The sequence below is a fragment of the Acidobacteriota bacterium genome, from assembly GCA_035529075.1.
Classification (GTDB): Bacteria; Zixibacteria; MSB-5A5; order GN15; family FEB-12; genus DATKXK01.
Window position 1 is genome coordinate 149766 of sequence record DATKXK010000010.1, and the last position, 22234, is coordinate 171999.

The following is a 22234-nucleotide window of genomic DNA, read 5'->3' on the forward strand; positions in this document are numbered from 1 at the left end:
ACAATTGCCCGGGAATCATGTGCCCATGAAAAAAGGAAAGCAAAGGCTTGCAGGAGCGGCGGCCGCTGCCCTGGTGGTGCTGCTCGGGCTGGTGGCCGGCCCGGCCGCGGCCCAGTACGTTATCGGTCCGGACGATCTCCTTCAGATCAGCTTTTGGCAGGATCCTGACCTGAACACGCAGGTGCGCGTGGGGCAGGACGGCAAGATCACACTGGACGTAATAGGGCAGATTGAGGCGCAGGGGAAAACCACCGAGCAGCTGCAGAACGACATTGTGCGCCAGATCTCGCGACTCAAGCAAAACATCTCGCAGGCGGTGGTCCGGGTGATCGCGTATAACTACAACTATGTCTTTGTCATCGGGCAGATAACACTGCCCGGCAAGAGGAGCTTTGAGGAGATTCCGGATCTGTGGACCCTGATCAATGAGTCGGGGGGAACCACCGAGTTTGCCGATCTGAGGAGGGTGACCATAATTCGGGGCGGTGCCGAGGCCGGCAAGGTGGAAGTCGTAAACGTCAGGCAGGCCATCGCTACCGGCAAGCCGGAGACCCTGCCGAAAATCCGCCGCATGGATACGATTGAAATCCCGCGCCTGCCCGTCCCCGTCTCGGCGGGGGCCATTTTCACGACCGCCGACAGAAAAAACCTGATTTACGTGATAGGCGCGGTCAACTCGCCCGGCCCGATCACGTATGAGGAGAACATAGACGTTCTTGATGCATTGTCCCTCGCGGGCGGACCGACCGACGCGGCCGATCTGAAGCAGGCCAGGCTCGTGATCAAGGATGGCATGTACGCCCAGACGATCGGTATTGACCTTGATAAATACTGGCGGAGCGGCCGACCGGCTCGGTATATCCTGCAGAAGGAAGACACCTTCATCCTTCCCGCACGCGGGGCCGGCTTCCTCGGAGTCGGGCTTCCCGCAGTAGTGGGGATTATAGGTGCCGTGGCGTCGGCCATACTTGTGTACGACCGGCTCACGAGCAGCGACGGAGTGTGAGCGATCCCGGCTCAGGGCGACAGTCCGGAAGTACTACACCGGTAGGGGAAACGTATGGAATCCTATCGTTTGAGCAGTAAGTTGCGACAGAAGGATCGCGAGTACCTGATCCAGACTTCGAACGACGCCAACCTCGGTTCGGTTCTGACAACCGTGTACGTCGACGGTGTGCCGGCTGAGACCATCAGCTGCCCGCACCCTTCCGAGATCAATGCCGAGGAAGTGCTGTCGTTCGTCAAGGCCACCCACGGCGAGAAAAAGAAGGAGATCGAGACGCTCCTTCAGTCCTACCGCCGGGTCTCCGAGAGCGCCGACGTGGAAAGGATGTATCACCTGGCTACGGCCTTCTTTTACAAGGGGTTTCATAACGAAGCGCGGGATCTCTTCATGGCCGTCACGGACCTCAGCCCCGGGAACCACCAGGCCTATAACTTCCTCGGCATGACGGAGCTGGCCCTCCGCAGGCTGAAGGAGGCGCTTGGGGCGGCGGCGCAGGCGGTCAGTGAGCGTCCCGGCTACGCCGACTACCACAACAACTACGCTGAGATTTTCCTGGCGAACAACGACCACCGGCAGGCCATCGCCGAGCTGCAAAAAGCGATCGACATCAACATGTACTACAGTGACGCCTACTTCAATCTGGGCCTGGCGCACCTTCTTGCGGCCGTAAACTCCCCGGATTCCGGACGGCTGGCGGAAGTTGTTCGGCAGGCCGGCGACTGCTTTCACCGTGCTTCGCTGATCTACGCCAATTTCAAGGGCGAGGCGTTTCAGGAAGGCATGAAGGCACTGCGGGACCACGATTTCATCCGCGCCCTCGGTATTTTCAAGCGCATCCGGGAGGAGAAGAAGGCGACGCACCGGCGGGAATTCGCGGCCTTCTACATGAAGTTCGTGCTCTACCCGGAATGGGTTTCGGAAAAGGCCGTCGTCGAACGCATTCGGTTTCTCAAGTCGGAGTTGAGCAAGAATCCGACCTACGTCGATCTCCACGCGGAGTTGGCCGAGTGTTACTTCGAGCAGGCAAAACTGGCCTGGAAGGAGGGGATGGAAGAGTTGCGTCGAACGGCCGAGATAAATCCGTCGATCCCTAAGATTCCTCCGAGCCTGGATCGGGCGGACGCTGTGTACAGCTATATGAACGATGCGCTAATGCAGCTTGTGGAGAAAGGGTAACCGTCCTCGTATGGCCCGGCCGAACGTTCCCATCACCGAGTATTTCGTGGCTGATTCAGCGTTTGCCACCGAGTTCCGGCGGCTCCTGTACCGCCTGATGAACCTGCCGGACAAACGCGATCTGAAGTCAATCCTGGTATCGTCAGCGATTCTGTCGGAGGGCAAGTCCACGGTGGCGGCGTTCCTGGCCATCGTCGCCGCCCGCAAGGGGCTCAAGACGCTTCTGGTCGACTGCGATTTACGGCGGCCGGTGATCCACAGGTTGTTCGCCCTGCCGCGGGTCCACGGCGTCGTGGAACTGCTCAGCGAGGGGCTGGCGGTCAAGAGCGTCATCAAGAAGACGAGCGTCGACAAGCTGGAGATAATTACCGCCGGGCGCCTGAACACTCACCCCGGTGACGTTTTCGATGCCGCGGCCATCGGCTCCCTGCTCGCTGATCTCAAGTTTTACTACGACCTGATTCTCGTTGACAGTCCGCCGGTAATACCGGTCTCCGACCCGATGCTCCTGGCTTCTGAAGTGGACGGCGTCCTGCTGGTGATCAAGTCAGGGTTCACACAGAGGGAAATTGTCAGGCGAGCGGTGGAAATCCTGGGCCGGGATGAAGGCAAACTGTTGGGCTTTGTCATGAACAACATCAATCGAAGTCTGCCGTACTACTACGATCATCGGCATTACGGTTATGATTACGCGCCGAGAAGCAACAACGATGCATCGGGGGACAGACCGCCTGCCGGGGGCGGTGGCAGTGAGCACCCGCCGGAACGTTCCGGCAGGAAAGGGTCGAAATCACCCTCGTAGCTTTCCGTACGTATGGATCATCAGCTGAATCTTCTTACGATTGATCTGGAGGAATGGTTTTCGGTGGAGATCTTCTCCGACCGCTATTCCTTCGAAGACTGGGCAAAGCTGCCGTCGACACTGGTGCACAACAGCCGGCTGCTGCTGGATCTGTTCGAGCGCAAGTCGGTTCGCGCAACCTGGTTCGTTCTGGGCTGGTGCGCCGAACGACACCCCGATTTGATCCGCGAGATATACCGGGCGGGGCACGAGATCGCGTGTCACAGCTATCGTCATCGACAGGTCGGTACCCTGACACCTGAGGCCTTCAGGGCGGACACCGAACGGGCGCGGGATGCCGTCACGGGTGCCGTTGGTGTTCCTCCCTCCGGGTACCGCGCCCCGAGCTGGTCGCTTGACGAGACCGTGCCGTGGGCGTTCGAGACGCTGGCCGAGCTGGGCTTCGAGTATGACAGCTCCATTTTCCCGATCAAGCACGATATCTATGGCATGCCGGGGGGGCCGCGCCACCTGTTCAAAATGAAATTCGACAGCGGCAAGTACCTGTATGAGGTTCCCGCCTCTACCTATCGGCTGTTCGGCCAGAACCTGCCCATCGGGGGCGGCGGCTACCTTCGCCATTCTCCCTACTGGTATTCCCGGCGGATGATACGCCGGCTGAACAGTCAGGGGCACCCGGTGGTTGTCTACGTGCATCCCTGGGAATTCGACCCCGATCCCCCCGGTGTAAAGGGGCTTTCCGCGGTGCAGCGTTTCCGCACCTACGGTTCTACCGGGACGTTTGTCTACAAGCTTGAGCGGCTGCTCGACGAGTTCGAGTTTGCGTGCATGGCGGATTATATCGCTTTCACGACGAAAAAGAAGATTGGCTTCGACCGCCAGTAGGCCGCGGCAGCCCTGAGCGCGGTTCGGGCCGCCGGTTCCGGTGACCAAGTCGGGCCGAGACCAGCCAAGGCATAACCTCCTCGTGTCCAACGGGCGCCCGAGCACGGCGCTGAAGGGGGGACAGTCTTCAATAAATACTTGACTATTGGGTGTATAAGAATAAAACTTATGCTGAAGCGGGAACGGGATCAGCATAGAAGGAGGACACGTGAAACGATTTATACTGCTTGCAGCGGCGCTGCTGATGATGGTGCCGACGGTCGAGGCCAGGCGCAAGACCAAGAAGGCCGGCAGCATTGACGGCTCGGTGTACTCCGACGGCAGGTATGGGTTCAAATTCACCGTGCACGACAACTGGAAAGCCAAGATCAATAGGGATGAGGACAACTTTCGCATCATCCTTACCCAGAGGAAATACGGTACCCCGGCGCGCTACCAGGATGCGCCGGATTACACCAAGAGGCCGCGCCTGGCGGTCTATGCCGATACCTGCACCATGGGTGTATATCCGCTTTTGGATTCGCTCCTGAGCGAGTCTTTCGAGTCTGAGCAGAAAAAGGCCATCATGAAGGAGTTTGAGTTCTTCTATGAGCCTGAAATCATCCCCAAGGGACTCAGCCGCATTGAAATCAGCGGCGAAAGCGGTGTCCTGTGGTCGGGGCAGGCCAAGTACGTCAAGGAGGTCCAGACGTCGGCCGGCTCGGTCGGCGGCAAGCGCGAGTACGGCTCGTACGCCGGAGCCGTTATCGCGGTCAAGAAGGGAGAAACCGTCCTGCTGGCCCACCTGATGTGCGAGTGGGAGTTCTTCGACTCCGTGCTGAAGGAAGTAACGACAATGATGACCGGCCTCGAGTGGAACGAGGAGGGCGGAGAATCGTAAACGGGTCCGCTCGACGGCGGGCTTTTCACGTTGACAGTGAGGCATAGCCCTGCTACCATATCCGTCTTCCGGGCCGGCCGCATTCAAGCAGCGGAGGTAACGTGCGAGCAGTTATCGTAGTCCTTGTCGTCGTTCTGATTGTCTGTTTCCTGGGGTTCGTGGTCTACAACGCCAGTGAACGGGTCAACATTAACAAGCAGCCGTTTGCCCAGGGTACCTTCCATAACGTCGCCCTGGCCGAGGTCGTGTTCTGGGCGCTGGCCGCCGGGGTCGTGCTGTCGACTCTCGTGTTTCTGCTGATCTACATCAGGCAGTCGGTGCAGCTGCATTCGTCGCGGAAACGTGTCCGGGCCCTGGAAAGCGAGGTGACCCTTCTGCGCAACCGGCCCATAGAGGAATCCGCCGAGTTGCTCAAGGGTGCCGACAACAGGTCCCGCGAACTGAAGAACCCGTTTGACGAGGGCGGGCAGGCATGATTGAGTACATCCTCGTTTTACTGGTGCTGCTTTTCGCCGCGGTGTCTTTCATTCTGGGGTATGACCGCTTCAAGTCGCGGCGCCGAAGGCCGGAGTCGTCCCTGTACGTCCAGTCGCTGATCGATCTTCTGGACGGCAAACCGGAATCCGCCTTCACGAAACTGCGTCAGGTAGTGGCTGAAGATTCAAACAACGTTGATGCTTACGTTCGGTTGGGCCAGATCCTGCGCGAGAACAAGAATCCCGATCGCGCTCTGCAGGTGCACAAAGACCTGACTTTGCGGGGTACGCTGTCCGGCGAGGAGAAAAAGGCGATTCTCAAGCAACTTGTCGCCGACTACCTGGCCCTTCAGGAACTCAGCACGAGTGAACGGGCCCTCAAGGAGATAATCTCGATAGACCCGCACGATCGCTGGGCGCACGCCGCGTTGCTCGAGCTTCAGGAAAAGGCCCGGAGATGGGAGGATGCCTACCAGACTGCGGCCACCGTGCTCCGCCTGCAGGGCAACAAGTCCAAGAAGCCTCTTGCGCGGTACAAGTTCCAGATGGCCGAACAGCTCTACCGTAAGCGTGAGTACCACAAAGCAAGAATCGTGTACAAAGAAGCCATCGGTCTGGACTCCGCTTTCGTCCCCGCGTATCTGGCTATCGGCGACTCCTACCGCGATGAACAGCGCTTTGAGGATGCCGTCAATTTCTGGAGCAGACTTATCTCGGCCGTTCCAGAGAAGGGACATCTCGTGATCGACCGGCTGAAGAAGACGCTCTTCGACCTGGGGCGCTTTGGCGACATCGTCCAGATTTGCAACAGCATACTCGAGCACGATCCGAGAAACCTCGAGGCCCGTCGAACGCTGGCCGAGTTCCACGAGAAGAAGGGTGACCTTGACGCCGCGGCGGAACTGCTCGAACAGATTTTCGAGGATTACTCCGATGACTATCTGACCGTGCTGGAACTGGCCCGGCTGTACCTGGAAAAGGGGGACAAGAAGAAGGTCGATGGGCTCTTGCGCAGCCTGGAGCGCAAACGCGAGATGTTAAAGCAAACCGTGCCGGAGAGACCGGCCAGTACTTCTGCTGCCGGGGCCTGACGGCCACGCTCCCGGCCGTATCCGTTTACGTCGATGAAGCACGTATCGGTCAGCCTGCTCGTCCTTCTGGCTCTCTGCCGGATGGACGTTTCCGCCCGGGATATCTACACGCTTATCAGGGAGGGCAATCTCAGGGAAGCCGCTGATTCCCTGTCAGCGCACAGCAGTGCGGAGTTGCGTGACGGGCGCCTTTTGTTCTTCCAGAGTCTGCTGGAGCGTGACGGCGCGGAGTCGGCCCGGTTGATGGAAGCCGCCTTGAATGCCTCCGTCCCGGCCCGCTTTCAGGAGGAGATTTATTATCGCCTGGTACAGTACTACCTCCTGACCGGAGACGTGCAGCGGCTGTCCGTCCTTGTCAGTGAATACCGGGCGCGCTGGGAAACGGGCCGATATGACGATCAGATGTTACGATTCACGGTCCTGGCCAATCAACTGGCCGGGGACTACGACACGGCACTCAGAGAGGCCGACAGGTACCTGTTACGTTACAGCGAGGGCGAACGGTACCAGTGGGGACGGGTGGACAAAGCTCGCGTCCTGTGGGCCAACGACAAAGCAATCGGTGCCGCCAAAATGCTGGGGCCGGTGGCCCGAGCCAAGTCGGGTCCCGGGGTGCCCCAGGCCCTGTACCTGCTGGCCATGGATGCCGTCCGGAGGACACGCACCGACGACGCCGTGTTCTACTATAACCTTCTTCGGGAGGGCTACCACGGCGCCGTGGGGCTGGACGACCTGGTGGACCAGCTCGGCAGCATGCCGGATGAGTCGTCCGAAAACACGCGGGCCGAGGAGATCACCGGCACCTTTTACTCCGTCCAGGTCGGGGTCTTCTCCAGCCGGTCGAATGCGGGAAAGCATGCCGGGACTTTTGAAGCCTACGATAAGAAGATTGACATCGGGTCCAAGACGATCTCTGGTAAGAAGTACCACGTGGTTTATGTCGGACGCTTCAAGACGTTCGAGGATGCCCGCCGGTTCAAGGAGCAGATCGAGTTAACGCACGGGGAAGCATATCAGGTTGTAGCCCGATGAGCAACAAGCCTGACTACGGAGACAATCTGACCCCCCTGATGCGCCAGTATCAGGCTGTCAAGGAGCAGCACCCCGACAAGATACTTTTCTTCCGCATGGGGGATTTCTACGAGATGTTCGGCGACGACGCCGTCAAGGCGGCGCCGCTGCTCGGGATAGTCCTGACCTCGCGTTCCCACGGCAACAGTGAGCGAATCCCGCTGGCCGGGGTGCCGTACCACGCGGTCGAGCGTTATCTGGCCAAGCTGCTGGCGGCCGGCGAAAAGGTCGTGATTGTCGAACAGGTCGAGGACCCGAAAACCGCCCGCGGGCTCGTCAAGCGCGAGATCGTCGAGATTCTTACGCCCGGGACGGCCGACGTCGAAGATCCCGCCCGGCCGCACCGTCCGGCCTGCCTCGCGGCCGTCTGTGAACGAAACGGCAAGAGTCTTGGGCTGGCCGTGCTGGACTTTTCCACCGGAGCTTTCCTGGTGGATGAGGGTCCGACCGAGCGGATAGTCGAGCGCCTGCGCGTGGCGGAACCGGCTGAGATCCTGTACCCGAGCGAGCTTGGCGCCGAGCAGACCGCTCGGCTGGTGGGGCTGCCCGCCGACTCCAGGCAGTTGACCGGGTTTGACGACTGGAATTTCGATTACAAGACCGCCCAGAGGGATCTCAATCAGCATTTCGGCACCGCCACCCTTGAAGGCTTCGGTGTGCGCGACAGCCGCCTGGCCGTAAGCGCGGCCGGAGCCATCTTCCGCTACCTTCGCGAGAACCACCGCGACAGGCTGTCGCACATCCATCGCCTGGGACGTTTCGATGATGCCGAACTGATGTCACTTGACTACAACTCGGTGCGCAATCTGGAGCTTGTGCGCAACCTGTCCACGGGTTCCGAGGAGAATTCGCTTTTCTCGGTAATCAATATGTGCCACACCGCCGGTGGAGCCCGGCGTCTGCAAAACGCGCTGTTGCGGCCATTTAGAGTCCGGAGCAAAATCGCGCTTCGCCTGACCGGAGTGACCGAACTCGTCAAGAACCATGATCTATGTTTTCGTCTCCGCAAGCACACAAAGCAACTTCCCGATCTGGAGCGGCTGGCCGGACGACTCGGCATGGGCAAGCTGAACCCCCGTCAATTGGCCGCCATAAGTACCGGGCTGCAGATCGGCGCGCAAATTCGCAGCCTCCTTCGCGAGTGCTCGGGCCCGCACCTGGTCGGTATCTGCGACACGCTTCCCGACAACGACTCACTGATCGCGCGTATCGGTGCCGCCCTTGTCGATGATCCGCCCATGGCCGCCAACAAGGGCAACATTTTCAGGCGCGGCCATTCCGAAAAGCTCGATCAGTTGAACGATTCCATCAAAGACGCCCGGGAGTATATCGGTTCACTCCAGAAGATAGAGCGGGAGCGAACCGGTATCAACGTGCTGAAGGTCGGCTACAACAAAGTCTTCGGGTACTATCTCGAAGTGACCAGGGCCAACGTCGGGCTGGTGCCGAAGGAGTACATACGCAAGCAGACGCTGGTCAACGCCGAACGGTACGTAACGCCGGAACTGAAGGAGAAGGAAGAGCTGATTCTTGCCGCGGAAGAGAGGATTTTCAAACTCGAGGAAGACCTGTTCGACGAGCTCGTGGAATACGTCAACGACCATATCGCGCAGATTTTCCATACCGCCGATTTGCTGTCCGAGTTTGACCTCGTCTCGTCGCTGGCGGAATTGGCGGTCAACAGGGGTTACCAGTGTCCGGAGATTTACGAGGACGGCCGTCTCGTTATCGAGAACGGGCGGCACCCGGTGATCGAAGCAGTGCTTCCACCGGGCTCGTTTGTGGCCAATGATCTCCGCATGGACGACCGGGACGATCTCATCGTCATCCTTACCGGCCCGAACATGTCCGGCAAGTCGACCTACCTGCGCCAGATAGGCCTCATTGTCATCCTGGCCCAGATCGGCTCGTACGTTCCGGCCGACCGGGCCGAGATCGGGCTTGTCGACCGCGTCTTCACGCGCGTAGGGGCCCTGGACAACCTGGCCCGGGGACAGTCGACGTTCCTGGTGGAGATGGTCGAGGCCGCCAACATTCTCAACAATGCCACCGAGCGGTCGCTGGTGCTTCTTGACGAAGTCGGCCGGGGTACGTCGACTTTCGACGGCCTGTCGGTCGCCTGGTCGGTCGTCGAGTATATCAACGAACACAACCGGTGTCGTACGGTCTTTGCTACGCACTATCACGAGTTGACCGGCATGGCCAGTCTCTACGACAGGGTGCACAATTTCCAGGTGGCGGTCAAGAAATGGGAGAACCGGGTAATTTTCCTGCATAAGATTATCGCCGGCGGCTGCGACGATTCATACGGTATCGAGGTGGCAAAGCTGGCCGGCCTTCCGCGTCAGGCTGTTTCCCGGTCGAAGCAGATCCTCAAGCTGCTGGAGTCCGGCAGATTCAGCCAGAGCGAACTGGGCCGCCGCATTTATACTGAAAAGGTCCAGCCGAGCCTGTTTGAACCCGGACCGTCGGAAGCTGAAGCCGGAATCCGTAAGCTGGATTTGGACAACATGACCCCCGTTCAGGTCGTCGATTTCGTCCGCAAGCTGAAAAAGGAGCTCGACTGATGCCGCAGTTTTCCGAGCGCAAGGCCGGGCACTTCATCCGTCCGCTGCCTGAACGGCTCATCAACAAGATTGCCGCCGGAGAAGTCGTCGAGAGGCCCGCCTCGGTCGTCAAGGAACTGGTCGAGAACTCGCTGGATGCCGGTGCGGATCGGATCGAGATCAGCATCGAAAAAGCAGGGGTCAAGCTGATCAAAATCAGCGACACTGGCTGCGGCATCCCTGAAGACCAGATCGAAATCGCCTTTTCCCGTCACGCCACGTCGAAAATCTCGGGCTTTGACGATCTGGATTCGATATCCTCGTACGGCTTTCGGGGCGAGGCGCTGCCGTCCATAGCCTCCGTGTCGCGGCTGCGGATGGTTTCCCGTTCGCGCGATGCCGACGTGGGTGCGGAGGTCGTTTACGAGGGTGGCGTTCTGCACTCCCGGCAGCCGGTTCCCGCTGCACCCGGCACGACCGTCGAGGTGGCCGATCTGTTTTTCAACACGCCGGCACGGCGCAAGTTCTTGAAGGCCGAGAGCACCGAACTGCGTCACGTTTCGCGCACGGCCATGGCGCTGGCCATCGGGCGACACGACGTCGCGTTTACATACCGCGTCAACGGACGTCAGGTTTTTGCCGAGCCTGCCGGGCAGGAACTCGCCCAGCGCGTGCAATCTTTGCTTGCCCCGGGCAAACAATTTGTTCCCGTAAAGGGACAGACCGGCCCGGTGAGTATCGAGGGTTACCTCGGTCTGCCGGATCTGGCGCAGAGCAACCGGACCGGCCAGTACGTCTTCATCAACGGCCGGGCCATCCAGTCGGCCACGCTGGCCCACGCCTTTGTGGCCGGGTACGGTGAGTTGATGCCGCGCGGCAGTTTTCCCGTGGGGGCGCTTATGCTGACGGTAGACCCAAAGAGCGTTGACGTCAACGTTCATCCGGCCAAGACCGAGGTGCGCCTGAGTCACGAGCGTGAGATTCACGACGCGCTGTATCGTCTTATCAGGGAAGCACTCCGGCATGACGGTGTCATTCCCGGCGTGCGCTCCACGGTTGCCCGACAGCGATCAGCCGGCGGAGCCGAGAGGCCGGGCGGTGCAGCGGACACAGCCCCGGAGCCGTCCAACCGGATCCCCGGTGTGCGGGAACTGGCGGCGGCCAGCCAGGCCTTCCTCTCCGACCTGTACAGACCGCCTGAGGACAGGCTGCAAGAACCTTCGGAAATAGTGCAGGTTGACACGCGCACCGGCGAGATTGTCCAATCGTCGGGTCGAGGGCCTGCCGAGGTCGTCCCGCCGACGGACGAGGCCGCGAGGTCCCCTGAGCCGTTACGGCTGATCGGACGTTTTTCCGACCTGTACCTGATTATCCAGCGCCACGACGAGCTTCTGATCGTCGATCAGCACACGGCACACGAGCGTGTGCTCTTTGAACAGACTCTCGGCCAGATCGAAGCGCAGGGCGTTGTCGCCCAGCACCTGCTACTGCCCGTTCAGATTGACCTCAGCCCCGAGCAGTTGGCTCTTTTCGATGAAGCCGAAGATCTTTTCAACCGGTCGGGGTTTCAGGTGGCGCGCTTCGGTGGCCGGACAGTGAGGATTGAGGCGGTTCCGTCCGTTATGTCGGGCAAGTCTCCTGAGAAATCAGTCCGCAAGATACTTGACGATATCGGCTCGCTAAAGAGAGCGGGTTATGATCTCCGGAAGGCGATGGCGCAATCAATCGCCTGCCGCTCGGCCGTCATGGCGGGCGACCGCCTGACCGACGCCGAGGCGGTAGCTCTTGTCTCCTCGCTGCTTGCGTGCGAAAACGCCTTTTCCTGCCCGCATGGTCGACCGACAATGCTCAGGATGAGCCGAGCGGACCTGGACCGCCAGTTTGGCCGTGGATAGTTCCCGTCCCATACCGATAATATGCGGTCCCACCGGTTCAGGTAAGACGGCCGTCGCCCTCGAGCTTGCCGACCGTTATCCGATTGAGATAGTCTCCGCCGATTCCAGGCAGGTCATCAAACACCTGAACATCGGCACTGCAAAACCCACGGTCGATCAACGGCGGCGCGTGCAGTTCCATCTCCTTGATATCATCGAGCCGGGCGAGCGATACTCCGTTCGTCGGTTCATCGACGAGGCCGGTCAGACCATTCAGGATATTCTCGGCAGGGGGCGTATCCCGGTGGTGGTTGGGGGCACCGGCCTGTATCTGCGGGCGTTGAGTGAGGGAGTGGTGGAGGTTGACGAAGACGGCATGGGACTCCGCGAGCGTCTTCAGCGGGAGATGGATGAGCTGGGTCCTGAAGTGATGCATGAGCGGCTGCACAAGATCGACCCGCAGGAGGCCGCGCGGATACATCCTAACAACAGGGTGCGGATCGTGAGGGCACTGGAGATTTTCTTCCTGACCGGCAGGACCAAATCAGAACTTGTTGCCACCGGCGCGTATAAGAAGAGTGACTTCAGTTTTGAGTACCGCTGCCTGGCTCCACCGCGCGAGCAGTTGTACGGGCGCATCAACGATCGGGTGGATCAGATGATGGCGGACGGGCTGCTTGAGGAACTGCAGGAACTGATCGCCCGTGGAATGAAAGAGGGAATCAGAAAAGCCGGCGTGATCGGCTACAGCGAGTTGCTGGACCACCTTGACGGCCGGTGGACCCTGCCTGAAGCAGTCGCACTGGTAAAGCAGAACAGCCGCCGCTATGCAAAGCGGCAGATGACCTGGTTTCGCCACCAGGCAAAGACCAGCTTTTTTCCTGACGGGAGTTCGCTGACACGAGATCTGTGCCTTGGCTAATCCGTTGGCTGAAAAGACGATGCAAAAAACTTGACAGTTGCGCCTGCGTGCGATTTAATAGCTATGATGTGATATATGCCCGGATGGAGAGACTGCACAAAAGTTCCGATTACATTTAATGAGCCACAAATGACCCCGGGAACAGACATGGAAGCTAGTTCAACATGACACGAAAAAGACCTGACCTGATCACTATTATCGAGTTAACAGCACTTCTGGCTGCCCTGACGGTGCTTTCAATCGGCTGCGGTGGGGCCAGGAGCATGTCGTCGCCACAGGTGTACGGTGAGCATAGTCAGGCCGGGCCGGAGGGGACCGAGCCGTCGCCGGACACAGTTTCCGACACAACCGGTTTCGGGCCGCCGCCCGAGGCGAAACCGGCTGACGACCAGCCGGCTGTGGTGGCAACCGAAGAGTCCGACACGGTGGCACCGGGCGCTGACACTACTGCACAGCGGACCACGGAAGGAAAGACCGCTGGCCGGCCGTCCCCGTCTGACAGCCGATTGGAGAACGGGGCGCAGGAAGGTGTTTATTACGGGCAGGTCGATAATGCGGACTCGGCGGCTGCCGTTGATGACGACATCTGGCGCCTTTTTGACCTGGCCGAGGAATACCACGCCATGGGGGTCATCGCCAATCGTGAGGCGAGCTGGGAAGAGGCTCAGTACTATTTTGAGAAGTGTCTGGTGATTCTCGCTAATCTTGACGTCGAAGCCGATTCGGTCCTGACCCCGGAGGCGGTCAAGTATAATGCCGTTCTTGACAACGTTGTGGCTGACTACCGGGTGACCCTTCGGTCGCTCGGGCAAATGCAGGGGACTATCGCGCCATCGGTGCTGATTGAGCGTTTCGGGGAACTGGGGGAGCGGCTTGAGCATGACACCCTGCTGGTGTACAGGCAGGAGTCTCCGCCGATCAAGTATGACCTGCCGGTCGTGATGAACGACCGGGTCAGGAGTTCCATCATCTACTTCCAGACCGTCGCCAAGGATGCCTTCACCAAGTACCTGACGCGTTCGAAGAAGTATGAACGGCTCTTCAAACGGGTGCTGACTGAACACGATCTGCCGCACGACCTCATTTACCTGTCTCTGGTCGAATCGGGTTTCAACCCCAACGCGTATTCGTGGGCCCGGGCCATGGGACTCTGGCAGTTCATCTCCTCAACGGGCCGGCTGTACGGTCTGAAACGTGACTGGTGGGTGGATGAGCGCAAGGACCCGGTAAAATCGACAGCCGCCGCCGCCCGTTTTCTCAAGGACCTGTATAAAGAGTTCGGCAACTGGGAACTGGCCATGGCCGGGTACAACGGCGGGCCGGCGCGCGTGCGGCGCACCATGAAGAAACAGAAGACGATTGATTTCTGGAAGCTGCGGCTCAAGCGGCAGACGATGGACTACGTGCCGCTTATCTATGCTGCGGCCATTATCGGTAAGGACCCGGAACGCTATGGTTTCCACGATATCGAGTTCGAGCCGGAAGTGGTATGGGACGAGGTGGAGATAGATCGTTGCCTTGATATGAAGGTCGTGGCCAGGGAGATAGGTTGCTCGCTTGAGGATCTCAAGCAACTCAACCCCGAGCTGCTTCGCAACTACACTCCGCCGAACACAAAGAAGTACAGTTTGAAGATCCCGGTCGGCAAGCGGCAGAAGTTCCTCGCGGCGTATGACGCGATGCCGTCGCCCGAGGAAACCAGTTGGGTCCGCCACAAGATCAAACGCGGCGAAACCGTCAGCAGTATCGCCGCTCGATACGGTGTCTCCCAGTATGCCATTCTCGAAGCCAACAACTTGAGACCCCGATCCAAGATATATGCCGGCAGGACGCTTATAGTTCCGGTTCCGCTGGACCGCGAGAACAGCGGATCGAGCAGCCGCAAGAGAGAGTACGTGGCCAAGAAGTCCATATACATCGTACGGGCCGGGGATACCATGTGGGATATCGCGCGCGCCTTCGGTACTTCAGTCGATGCTCTCCGCCGAATAAACTACATCGAGCGAGGCTCACGGATCTATGTCGGACAGCAACTGCGTATTCCGGCGGACGCCTCCATGCTGGCGATGAAAAGCTCGTCGCCCCGACTGTACGCCAGCAATCCTTCAAGTTCAGATTCAGGCAGCAAACCGGGCTCATCGAAAGCGACCGCTACCGGGAAACGGTCCTATAAAGTCAAGGCAGGGGATACGTTGTGGGATATCGCCCGCGCCTTCGGAACCACCACCGGCCGGATTCGCCGACTGAACAGCCTGGGCCGGTCCAGCAGGATATACCCCGGCCAGGAACTCACGGTTGAAGCCGGCGGCGAGGCTGACTATGTTATCCATCAGGTGAAACGAGGAGAGACGCTCAGCCGCATAGCACTCAGATACCGCACCACGATTGCGCGAATTCTGGCCGTCAACAACCTCGTGGACCCGGATGCTATCCAGATCGGGGACAAGTTGAAGATCTACGTGAAGTAGCGGGTAATCGTTATGGCAAAAAAACGGGATGTGATAGCTGCGGTGCTGATTGCCATTGCCCTGGTAGTCGCCGTGGTCTTTTTCGCGGTGATTCTGATTGGCGTGCTGGTGCCCGGTGAAGGCATCGACTTCGCCGGGCTCGGCGGGACAGTCGGGGTCGTGGAAATCATGGGCGTCATCAGAGAAGACAGCGGCCGACCGATCGTCAAACAGCTCGACAAATGGGCCGATAACCAGTCCATCAAGGCGGTTGTGCTCCACATCAACTCGGGTGGAGGTGAGGTCGCGATCTCCCAGGAGATGTACGATGCCGTCACACGCCTGAAGGCGGAGAAGCCCGTCGTGGTGGCTATGGCGGCCGTCGCCGCATCGGGAGCTTTCTACATCGCCTGCGCCGCCGACCGGGTGGTGGCTAACCCGGGCAGCCTGACCGGCTCTATCGGCGTAATCCTGCAGTTCCACACCTTTGAGACCTTGATGAGCAAGGTTGGTATCGGCACCGAAACGGTCAAATCCGGTGAGTTGAAGGACGTGGGAACCTATAGCCGGGAAATGACGGAGAAAGAACGGCTCATGCTGCATTCGGTGATCATGGACAGTTATGAGCAGTTTGTCGAGGTGGTGGCGGAAGGACGCGGCAAGGAAAAGGACGAGGTGTATCGGTTGGCGGACGGTTCCGTGTTTACCGGGCTTCAGGCGTACAACCTGGGCCTGGTCGACACCCTGGGCGGTCTGCACGAGGCGGTAGAGATTGCGGCGGATCTGGCCGGTCTGGAGGGGAAACCCAAAGTGGTCAGGCCGTACAAACGGGATAAAATAGGTATCTTTGATCTCCTTCCCGGTCTTTTGGGCGAGTTTGGCCAGACCGTGGACAAGGCGGTGAGTGGCCCCCGGTTACTCTATTTATACCAGTGAGTTGTGGCGTTTTTTTTGGTTCTTGGGGCAAAAAACAGTAGACATCGCACGTAATTTCCTTTTCTTTCCGGTTGGGATGTATTATCTTCTGCTGTTCCAAAGGCTTATCGCTCTACACCCGATCTGTTGCGGACGGGGCGGAGCCCGTTTTAGAGAGGCAACTGCAAATGTACATACAGGAGCTAAGTCTCGAGGGAGGACGGAGTGACAAAGGCTGATCTTGTCGAGAAAGTCGCCGAGAAGACCGGGCTGACGCGAACCGACGTTGCGGTTGTTGTCGATTCGTTCCTGGATACTGTGAAGAAATCGGTTGAGAGTGGGCACAACATTGAGATCCGCGGCTTCGGCACATTCAAAGTCAAGTTGCGCAAGGCAAGGATGGCTCGTAATCCGCGTACCGGAGAGGTAGTGCCGGTGCCGGATCGAAAAGTGCCCGTCTTCAAACCGTCGAATGAATTTAAGAGCATGATAACAAAGTTGTCGGTCTGATCGGACGACAACCTGTCGGAGGATTGATGCCGAGCGGAAAGAAGCGCAAGCGCGCAAAGATCAAGACTCACAAGCGGAAGAAGCGCAGGCGCGCTGACCGCCATAAGAAGAAAAAAGTCTGAGCCTTCCACCAGGGAAAATATGTGACAGCAGGCCGGGAAGATATTTCCGTTCTTCCGGGCCTGCTTCTGTTCTCCGTAGCGCCGTCGCCGTGTGAGCGGTGCGGAATCGTTTGCAGCCACAACGGGTTGCTAATCTGAAACAGGCTCTGATGCCCACCGGGTGCGGTGGGCACTTTTGTTGCATAGTATGACTGCGGTGAAAACTGCGGTTTTACATATGCTCCTGCCGGGGGTGCTCCTTGCCGTCGCTGTCAGCATGCCGGTGCGAAGCGATGTGACTGATTTTCTGGTCAACGACGACGGCGGCTCGGCCCAGCAAAGCAGCCCGCGCATAGCGGTGGCCGGCGACGGCACCTTTGTCGTCGCATGGGCAGACAGGCGGGAAGGCAACAGCGACATATACTTGCAGCGCTATGACGCCTTCGGTAATCCCCTCGGCGGCAATTTCAGGATCAACGACGACAGCACCGGGGCACACCAGTCTGAACCGTCCATTGCGGTCGATCTGTCCGGATTGTTCTCACTTGTCTGGAAGGACTTTCGTCAGGGAGAGTATCCCTTTGGCCCGGACATCTACTTTCAGCGATTCGACACCGCCGTCTCCGTGATTGGCGAGAATCTGTGCTTGACAGCAGGATGGCCTGATTCTCTGAAGGAGTCTCCCGACATTGCTCTCGCCCACTGGGGCAGTGGTGTAGTGGTGTGGGCTGACTACCGCGACCACAACTGGGATATCTACGGTCAGCGATTCTCTTCAGACGGCGGGCTGATCGGATCCAAGTTCAAAATCAATGACGACGTCAACTTCGCCCAGCAGCACGCCCCCCGAATCTCGGTGGCTCCGGAAGGGTGGTTTGTTGTCACGTGGTATGACAATCGCTGGGGAAACGATGACATCTTCGTACAGCACTTTGATTCGCTGGGAAGCGCGCTGGGCCCGAATGTCAGGGTGAACTCTGACGGGGCCGAGGTACGGCAGGCTTTCCCGGACGTAGCGGCCGACGGGGCCGGTCACTTTACGGTGGTGTGGGTCGACTGGCGCAACGGGACGTATCCGTCCAACCCCGACCTTTACGCTCGAAAGTATGACACGTCTATGGTGCCTCGTGCCGCCGAGGAGCGAGTCAACAGGGACGGCACCAGGAGGGCACAGCGGGAACCGACCATTGCTGCCGATCGCATGGGTAATGTCGCCATCATCTGGTCCGACTCGACCGGCAGTTCCTGGGACATCACGGGACAGATGATTGACGTCGAGGGAGTAATCCGTGAGACCAATTTTCAGGCCAACTCTTTCGGAGACAGTGCCCAGTTGCAGCCGGATGTGGCCCTGGACGGCCGGTATCGTTATGTCACGTGGGCTGACCGCCGGCAGGGTAACTGGGACGTCTTTGCCTCGATCACCCGGTACAATGACCCGACGCTGGTGCCGGTACCTTCGGCGCTCAAGTTCGAGATGGAGCTGGGCGGACCGCTGCCCGAGGTCCAGGAACTGAGAATCGAGCATACCGGGTATAATGCCCTGCATTTCGTCGTGCACAGTTCGGTTCAGTGGTGTCTGGTCACGCCGGACTCCGGCCTGACCCCGGCCGGTGTCACGGTATCCGTTTCCGGCAGCTCTTTTGACTACGGCACCCATTTCGGCACACTCACGCTCGTGGACCTTCACAACCAGGATTCAACCTCGGTTGTGTCCGTTCGCCTTGACGTTACCGTGGCCGAGTTGGCGCTTTCCACGGACACCGTCCGCCTCAGGGCTATGACCGGCCTGACCGACAGCGTTGTCGGCTATGTTGAGGTTTCGAATTCGGGAGCGGGATCGTTCACGTGGACGGCTGCCGAATCAGCCCCCTGGCTGTCGCTCTCGGACGCTTCCGGGGCGCCGCCAAGCACCGTCGAGCTGATCGCCACGGCAGCCAGTCTGGCAGAAGGGCTTTACGCGGAACCGGTGGTGTTCAGGGCGGAAGGAGCCCTTGGCTCTCCCGATACCGTGTGGGTTACGCTCGAGGTTACAGCTGAACGGCCCTACCTGGCCGTTTCTCCGGAGAGCTTCTACGTTCAGACCGCGTATCCGGGCGCTGTAGCTGAAACGCTCGTGGTGGAAAACAAGGGCTCCGGCACGCTTAACTGGAACGCCACGGTGGCTGATTCGTGGCTTCAAGCCGATCGGTTGGCTGGCGGGTCAGGAGACACTATCCATCTCGCCGTCGATACCCTTGGCCTCACACCCGGGAGCCATGAGACGTCCATAGAGATCACGGATACTTCCTCCATCATAGTTTCGCTGACCGTTCCCTTCGTTCTGGAAGTGCTGGAGCTAAGCGAGACGGACACGCTCAGGCTGGGTTCGGCGCAAATGGAGACCGGCGGTTCGGCTGCAATTCCAGTGGAACTGCACCTGCTGAACCGGGCACGTGAAATACAGGTGCCAATCATGCTTGATCCGGTGTTTGTTTCCATCCAGTCCGTAGAATTCGACCCCGTCATCGTCAGCCAGGCTTCGGTCGCCCACCAGATAGACAGCAGCCTCGGCCTGGTGCTGCTTTCGATCACGGCCGTGTCTGTCGATGATTTCGTCGAGACCGGCGAGTATCAGCTCGCCCGCCTGCGAGTAACGGCGCGCGACCGACCAGGTGTCTTCCCGGTGGACACAGCGCGATTCGACTCGCTCTCGGTGTGCGTCGTGACCGACCGAGATGGCAGCGTAACGCCCGTCGTGATTCCCGGGCAGGTGACTGTTGACACACCTACCGAATTGCCGCCGGAGCTCCGGGATGAACTGCCGCGCGCGACCGCCCTGTCCCAGAACTTTCCCAACCCCTTCAATCTCTCGACCGGGATTGAATTCGAACTGCCCGCCACTGCCGAGGTCAGGCTCGAAGTGTACAACATACTCGGCCAGAAGGTCCGGGTGCTGGCCGGCGGGTTGTATAGCGTCGGCGGACATGTTGTCCAGTGGGACGGTATGTACGAAAACGGACAGGTAGCGCCGTCGGGGATATACTTCTACCGCCTGCGGTCCGGGCCGATTTCCCTGGTCAGGAAAATGGTGCTGGTCAAATAACCGCGCCGCAGTCCAGGTGCGGTCGGCACGATTTCAGACGACAATTGCAGATTCGGAACAACTTCCCGTCCCGGCACTCGTATATGTAAGACAGCAGGGATAGTGTATCTGTCTGGAGGCTTTATGAGAGTAACTGCATTCCTTATGACCGCCGCAGCCGCCATACTGTTGTCCGCGATGGCTCTTGCGGCTGACAACAGCGGACGTATTTACGGGGAGATTACCACCGTCGACGGCGACGTTCTCAAAGGGCTCATACGCTGGGACAAGAACGAAGGTTCGTGGGTCGATCTGCTCAACGGATCGAAGGATCTGCGGGACGACCGTGATCGGGATCGCTCGCTATCCAAGCGAAAGAGGTACAGCGATCGCAGGAGGTCGATTGAACTTTTCGGGATCAAGATCATCGACGACGACGGGCTCGTGCACGTGATGACGGGTGTGGCCCAGTCCGGAATTCGATTCGGACACATCAAGACCATGAAGATCCTTGACGATGACATGGTGCGGCTGGATTTGAAATCCGGTCGCGAAGCTGAACTGTTCGATGGCTCCACGGACATCGGGACGAGCATTCGGGAGATCGTGATCGAGGATGAGAGCGAAGGTGAACTGGAGCTTGCGTGGGATGATATCGAACGCATCGATTTCATGGCGGCCGGAACCTCCGAGCCGTCCAGCTTCGGAGATCGCCTCTACGGGACGGTTACCACGCGCCGCGGCGAGGATTACAGCGGCTTCATTTGCTGGGACGTTGACGAGATATTCACCGGCGATGTTCTCGACGGTGTTGAGAACAGCCGCAAACGTAAGATACGGTTCGACAAGATCGCCTCGATAGAACGGTACAGTTCCAAGGGTGCGACCGTCGTGACCAGGACGGGAGACGAGTACGTGCTCCGAGGCACCAATGACGTCAACAGCAGCAACCGGGGTATTGGGGTCTCGGATCCGGGTCTCGGTCAGGTAACGGTCGGCTGGGATGAGTTTGAACGGGTCGTCTTCAGTGACCCCCCATCCATGGTGCGATACGATGATTTCGACGGCGGACGTCCGCTGCAGGGAACGGTCTTTACGGAGGACGGCAACCAGTACACCGGGACGATCTGCTGGGATGACGACGAGGAGTATACGTGGGAGATTCTTGACGGTGAATACCGCGACCTCGAGTTCGACGTCGAGTTCGGTCTGATCAAGCAGATCGAGAAGAAATCCTACCGGGCGGCCATCGTGACCGTGTGGGACGGCCGCAGTTTCCAGTTGCGGGGGTCGAACGACGTGGACGAGGACAACAAGGGCATAATCGTGGTCATGGACGACGGTGAGGAAGCGATCATCGACTGGGAGGAATTCACGCGGGTCGAGTTTGTGAAGCCCTGAACGACGTGGCCAACCGCACTTGCTCCACATGGGACCGCCTGCACGCGGTCCCATGTGCTGTTGAGACTACAAAAACGGACCCCGGCCGCCGAGCCGGGGTCCGTTTTTCTCCGTCCTCGGATCAAGTCTATTGCAGCGCTTCGGCTTTCTTTTTCTCCTTGAGCTCCTTGACGTGTCCTTCGGCGGTCCCTACTTCGCCCTTGGCCTTGGGGTTCTTCTTGGCCAGCGCGATGAAGCGCTCCCAGTTGGCTATGTTGGTGTCGACGTCGTCAGGGTTGTATGATTCCATCGCCACGGCGAAGTTGTACGCGGCACGGTACCCGGTCTTTGGTTTCGCCTTTAAGGCAGCTTCAAACTCTCCCGCGGCTTTCAGGTACTTCTCCTGGCTGAGGTATATCTGACCGAGCGCCGAATGCGCGTTGTAGTTCGAGTTCTCCAGAGCCACAGACTTTTCCAGGGCCGCTATGGCCTCATTAATCTTGTTCTCCTTCTGGTAGCTTTTCCCCAGGTAGAGGTACGTGAGCTGGTCGCCTGCGCCCAGCGTGTGGCACCGCTCCAGGGTGGCAATAGCCTCGGTATAGTTCTTTCGTCCGTAGTATGACTTGCCGAGCTCCTTTATGACCTCGGCGTTGTTCTCATCGATGGATATGGCGGTCTTGAAAGCCGTTTCTGCCTCGGCGTATTGTCTCAGCACCATCAAAACCCTGCCCAGATTGGCGAAGCCATCGACGTTCTGGTTGTTCTTTTCCGTCGCGGTCCGGAACATCTCCAGCGCCTTGTCATAATCCTTCTGCCGGTAGTAGATAACGCCCAGATTCAGGTATGCGTCCGAGTAATCCCCGTCCTCGGCAATGGCCGCCTCAAACGCGGTGACGGCGGCGGCGTCATCGCCCTCCTGCATGGCGCTTACGCCCGCGTTGTAATGCTCTTTGGCTTTCTCGGCGTCCGCGATAGCCTGCGGGGCGAGGCCAAGGAAAGCCAGGAGGACGATCACGAGAATGAGTCGCTCGGACATTCTGGTTCGATCTGCAAATGCCATCAAGGCTCCTTTCAGTTTGACAATACTG

The 22234-nt window shown here is 59.1% G+C and carries 17 protein-coding genes; 16 read left to right on the forward strand and 1 reads right to left on the reverse strand.

The annotated features are described in order from the left end of the window. Nucleotides 1-25 precede the first annotated feature (25 nt). From VMY05_03890 to VMY05_03965, 16 genes are all read left to right on the forward strand, one after another. On the forward strand, nt 26-1006 hold the full coding sequence (locus tag VMY05_03890) for a polysaccharide biosynthesis/export family protein (GenBank protein ID HUV30219.1): 981 nt from the start codon (nt 26-28) through the stop codon (nt 1004-1006). Nucleotides 1007-1060: 54 nt separating this feature from the next. Further along, nucleotides 1061-2182 carry a tetratricopeptide repeat protein gene (locus tag VMY05_03895; protein ID HUV30220.1) on the forward strand — a complete coding sequence of 374 codons (1122 nt, stop codon included), beginning with the start codon at nt 1061-1063 and terminating at the stop codon, nt 2180-2182. Between the two features lie 10 nt (nt 2183-2192). After that, nucleotides 2193-2984, forward strand: a complete 792-nt coding sequence (locus VMY05_03900; protein HUV30221.1) for a CpsD/CapB family tyrosine-protein kinase — start codon at nt 2193-2195, stop codon at nt 2982-2984. Between the two features lie 12 nt (nt 2985-2996). Beyond that, nucleotides 2997-3869, forward strand: a complete 873-nt coding sequence (locus VMY05_03905) for an XrtA system polysaccharide deacetylase (GenBank protein ID HUV30222.1) — start codon at nt 2997-2999, stop codon at nt 3867-3869. A 208-nt stretch (nt 3870-4077) separates the two neighbouring features. After that, entirely contained in the window at nt 4078-4749 is a 672-nt protein-coding gene (locus VMY05_03910) for a hypothetical protein (GenBank protein ID HUV30223.1), read from the forward strand. Between the two features lie 101 nt (nt 4750-4850). Then, nucleotides 4851-5225, forward strand: a complete 375-nt coding sequence (locus VMY05_03915; protein ID HUV30224.1) for a hypothetical protein — start codon at nt 4851-4853, stop codon at nt 5223-5225. Next, nucleotides 5222-6316 carry a tetratricopeptide repeat protein gene (locus VMY05_03920; GenBank protein ID HUV30225.1) on the forward strand — a complete coding sequence of 365 codons (1095 nt, stop codon included), beginning with the start codon at nt 5222-5224 and terminating at the stop codon, nt 6314-6316. Before VMY05_03915 ends, VMY05_03920 begins: the two co-directional genes overlap by 4 nt. Before the next feature lie 33 nt (nt 6317-6349). Continuing rightward, nucleotides 6350-7348, forward strand: coding sequence for an SPOR domain-containing protein (locus tag VMY05_03925; GenBank protein ID HUV30226.1), 999 nt, complete (start codon nt 6350-6352; stop codon nt 7346-7348). After that, entirely contained in the window at nt 7345-9954 is a 2610-nt protein-coding gene (gene mutS / locus VMY05_03930) for a DNA mismatch repair protein MutS (GenBank protein HUV30227.1), read from the forward strand. Before VMY05_03925 ends, mutS begins: the two co-directional genes overlap by 4 nt. Continuing rightward, on the forward strand, nt 9954-11828 hold the full coding sequence (gene mutL / locus VMY05_03935; GenBank protein HUV30228.1) for a DNA mismatch repair endonuclease MutL: 1875 nt from the start codon (nt 9954-9956) through the stop codon (nt 11826-11828). The genes mutS and mutL overlap by 1 nt, the downstream gene beginning before the upstream one ends. Continuing rightward, nucleotides 11821-12729 (forward strand): tRNA (adenosine(37)-N6)-dimethylallyltransferase MiaA, encoded by a 909-nt coding sequence (gene miaA / locus VMY05_03940; protein HUV30229.1) that lies wholly within the window; start codon nt 11821-11823, stop codon nt 12727-12729. The genes mutL and miaA overlap by 8 nt, the downstream gene beginning before the upstream one ends. Before the next feature lie 164 nt (nt 12730-12893). Next, a complete protein-coding gene (locus VMY05_03945) occupies nt 12894-15197 on the forward strand; it encodes a LysM peptidoglycan-binding domain-containing protein (GenBank protein ID HUV30230.1) in 2304 nt (767 codons plus the stop codon). Between the two features lie 12 nt (nt 15198-15209). After that, nucleotides 15210-16112: a signal peptide peptidase SppA gene (gene sppA / locus VMY05_03950; protein ID HUV30231.1), complete on the forward strand. Its 903-nt coding sequence runs from the start codon at nt 15210-15212 to the stop codon at nt 16110-16112. A 204-nt stretch (nt 16113-16316) separates the two neighbouring features. Beyond that, on the forward strand, nt 16317-16601 hold the full coding sequence (locus VMY05_03955; protein ID HUV30232.1) for an HU family DNA-binding protein: 285 nt from the start codon (nt 16317-16319) through the stop codon (nt 16599-16601). A gap of 339 nt (nt 16602-16940) precedes the next feature. Then, nucleotides 16941-19787, forward strand: a complete 2847-nt coding sequence (locus tag VMY05_03960; protein ID HUV30233.1) for a FlgD immunoglobulin-like domain containing protein — start codon at nt 16941-16943, stop codon at nt 19785-19787. Between the two features lie 123 nt (nt 19788-19910). Beyond that, nucleotides 19911-21167 (forward strand): hypothetical protein, encoded by a 1257-nt coding sequence (locus VMY05_03965; GenBank protein HUV30234.1) that lies wholly within the window; start codon nt 19911-19913, stop codon nt 21165-21167. Nucleotides 21168-21294: 127 nt separating this feature from the next. On the opposite strand, the gene VMY05_03970 is transcribed toward VMY05_03965, so the two are convergent. Next, a complete protein-coding gene (locus tag VMY05_03970) occupies nt 21295-22206 on the reverse strand; it encodes a tetratricopeptide repeat protein (GenBank protein ID HUV30235.1) in 912 nt (303 codons plus the stop codon). Nucleotides 22207-22234: the final 28 nt, after the last annotated feature.